This is a genomic window from Chryseobacterium sp. MMO-72, from assembly GCF_037146035.1.
In the GTDB taxonomy this organism is placed as follows: Bacteria; Bacteroidota; Bacteroidia; order Flavobacteriales; family Weeksellaceae; genus Chryseobacterium; species Chryseobacterium indicum.
Window position 1 is genome coordinate 1 of sequence record NZ_JBBCWG010000029.1, and the last position, 3,321, is coordinate 3,321.

The following is a 3,321-nucleotide window of genomic DNA, read 5'->3' on the forward strand; positions in this document are numbered from 1 at the left end:
TTTTTATCGGTAAATTTCATCACAAAGGCAAAACCAGTGTTGCACTTATAAGGCTTGTTGTTGGCTCTTGGCTTTTAGCTAACAGCTATCGACCAGTTGCCATAAGCAACACTTATAGGCTATAAATCTACGGGTAATTAGTACTACTCGGCTATGCTGTTACCAACTTTACACCTGTAGCCTATCAACGTGGTCATCTCCCACGACCCTTAAAAGATGTCTCATCTTGAGGCGAGTTTCGCACTTATATGCTTTCAGTGCTTATCTCTTCCAAACATAGCTACTCAGCGGTGCACCTGGCGGTACAACTGATACACCAGAGGTTTGTTCAATTCGGTCCTCTCGTACTAGAATCAAGCCCTCTCAAACATCTAACGCCCGCAATAGATAGAGACCGAACTGTCTCACGACGTTCTGAACCCAGCTCGCGTGCCACTTTAATGGGCGAACAGCCCAACCCTTGGGACCTTCTCCAGCCCCAGGATGTGACGAGCCGACATCGAGGTGCCGAACCTCCCCGTCGATGTGAGCTCTTGGGGGAGACTAGCCTGTTATCCCCGGAGTACCTTTTATCCTATGAGCGATGGCCCTTCCATACGGAACCACCGGATCACTATGTCCTGCTTTCGCACCTGATCGACTTGTGGGTCTCACAGTCAAGCACCCTTATGCCATTACACTCTACGCACGGTTACCAAGCGTGCTGAGGGTACCTTTGAAAGCCTCCGTTACTCTTTTGGAGGCGACCACCCCAGTCAAACTACCCACCACGCAATGTCCTTCTTTAAAGAAGTTAGGCTCCAAGTAAGTAAAGGGTGGTATTTCAACGTCGGCTCCACAAACACTAGCGTGCCTGCTTCAAAGCCTCCCACCTATCCTACACATTACTTACTCAAAGTCAATACGAAGTTATAGTAAAGGTTCACAGGGTCTTTTCGTCCCATTGCGGGTAATCGGCATCTTCACCGATACTACAATTTCACCGAGCTCGTGGCTGAGACAGTGCCCAGATCGTTACACCATTCGTGCAGGTCGGAACTTACCCGACAAGGAATTTCGCTACCTTAGGACCGTTATAGTTACGGCCGCCGTTTACTGGGGCTTCAGTCAAACGCTTCGCTTACGCTAACGCCCTTCCTTAACCTTCCAGCACCGGGCAGGTGTCAGACCCTATACAGCATCTTTCGATTTAGCAGAGTCCTGTGTTTTTGATAAACAGTCGCCTGGGCCTCTTCACTGCGGCCAGCATTGCTGCTGGCGTCTCTTCTTCCGAAGTTACGAGACTATTTTGCCTAGTTCCTTAGCCACGACTCACTCGAGCACCTTAGGATTCTCTCCTCGACTACCTGTGTCGGTTTTGGTACGGGTTGCTTCACTTCGGCTTTTCTTGGATCCGATTACACTATAACAGCTTCGCCCGAAGGCTAGGCCTTGACACTTCCGTCCGTCTTCTATAGCTACATCGAACCGTCCCCTTTTTAGTGTGAGCAAGTATGGGAATATTAACCCATTGTCCATCCACTACCCCTTTCGGGTTCGCGTTAGGTCCCGACTAACCCTCAGCTGATTAGCATGGCTGAGGAAACCTTAGTCTTTCGGTGAGGGGGTTTCTCGCCCCCTTTATCGTTACTTATGCCTACATTTTCTTTTCTATAAGCTCCACAATACCTCACGATACTGCTTCGGCGCCGATAGAATGCTCTCCTACCAGATATAATTAATTATAAATCCATAGCTTCGGTATTCTGTTTATGCCCGATTATTATCCATGCCGGACCGCTCGACTAGTGAGCTGTTACGCACTCTTTAAATGAATGGCTGCTTCCAAGCCAACATCCTAGCTGTCAATGCAGTCCAACCGCGTTGCTTCAACTTAACAGAAATTTGGGGACCTTAGCTGTTGGTCTGGGTTCTTTCCCTCTCGGACATGGACCTTAGCACCCATGCCCTCACTGCCGTAGAACATTTATTAGCATTCGGAGTTTGTCAGGAATTGGTAGGCGGTGAAACCCCCGCATCCAATCAGTAGCTCTACCTCTAATAAACTTATATACGACGCTGCACCTAAATGCATTTCGGAGAGTACGAGCTATCTCCCAGTTTGATTGGCCTTTCACCCCTACCCACAGGTCATCCGAAGACTTTTCAACGTCAACCGGTTCGGTCCTCCACTTTGTGTTACCAAAGCTTCAACCTGCCCATGGGTAGATCACAAGGTTTCGCGTCTAATCCTACTAACTATGCGCCCTATTCAGACTCGCTTTCGCTCCGGCTCCGTAACTTAATTACTTAACCTCGCTAGTAAAATTAACTCGTAGGCTCATTATGCAAAAGGCACGCCGTCACAGAATTAATCTGCTCCGACCGCTTGTAGGCGTACGGTTTCAGGTTCTATTTCACCCTTCTATTCGAAGTGCTTTTCACCTTTCCTTCACAGTACTTGTTCACTATCGGTCTTTCAGGAGTATTTAGCCTTGGAGGATGGTCCCCCCATATTCAGACAGGATTTCACGTGTCCCGCCCTACTCATTTATCATCTATGTATACCTTTCGAATACCGGGCTATCACCGTCTATGGCTGTTCTTTCCAGAACATTCTTCTAAATATATAAAGACTTTTGGGCTAATCCGCTTTCGCTCGCCACTACTTACGGAATCTCTTCGATTTCTTTTCCTCCGGGTACTTAGATGTTTCAGTTCTCCGGGTTTGCTCCTCCTAAGAGGTAATACATCTTCAATGTATTGGGTTGCCCCATTCGGACATCTGCGGATCAATTCGTGTGTGCCAATCCCCGCAGCTTTTCGCAGCTTACCACGTCCTTCGTCGCCTCTGAAAGCCTAGGCATCCGCCATACGCCCTTAACGATTTCTTTCCTATTTTTAGGTTACTCAAGCACTTATAAGTGCTCGGTTTTCTCTTTGTGATGTCTTTACCGTTAATGTCAATGATCTTATTTCTGGTTCATAGTTTAAGGTTCTTGGTTCATGGAAAATGGCTCTCATCTTCCGTTATTTGAACTTTGAATATTAAACTTGAAACCCAATTGGTGGAGAATAAGGGAGTCGAACCCTTGACCTCCTGCGTGCAAGGCAGGCGCTCTAGCCAGCTGAGCTAATTCCCCCTCTAGGTGCTGTTGGCTTTTTGCTAATTGCTGTTGGCTTTTTTGCCATCAGCCATAAGCGATTTGCCAGCCGCCTTAATTAGTAGTCTCGGGCAGGCTCGAACTGCCGACCTCTACATTATCAGTGTAGCGCTCTAACCAGCTGAGCTACGAGACTTTGTATGAGTAATGGGTGATGAGTTATAAGTAATATACTTTT

General features: G+C 47.5%; 2 tRNA genes and 1 rRNA gene. All 3 read right to left on the reverse strand.

Annotation, left to right across the window (positions count from 1 at the left end):
* Positions 1 to 117 precede the first annotated feature (117 nt).
* Positions 118 to 2,873 (reverse strand): 23S ribosomal RNA (locus WFH39_RS21115).
* A gap of 172 nt (positions 2,874 to 3,045) precedes the next feature.
* Positions 3,046 to 3,122: transfer RNA gene (locus WFH39_RS21120), tRNA-Ala, on the reverse strand.
* A gap of 83 nt (positions 3,123 to 3,205) precedes the next feature.
* Positions 3,206 to 3,279: transfer RNA gene (locus WFH39_RS21125), tRNA-Ile, on the reverse strand.
* Positions 3,280 to 3,321: the final 42 nt, after the last annotated feature.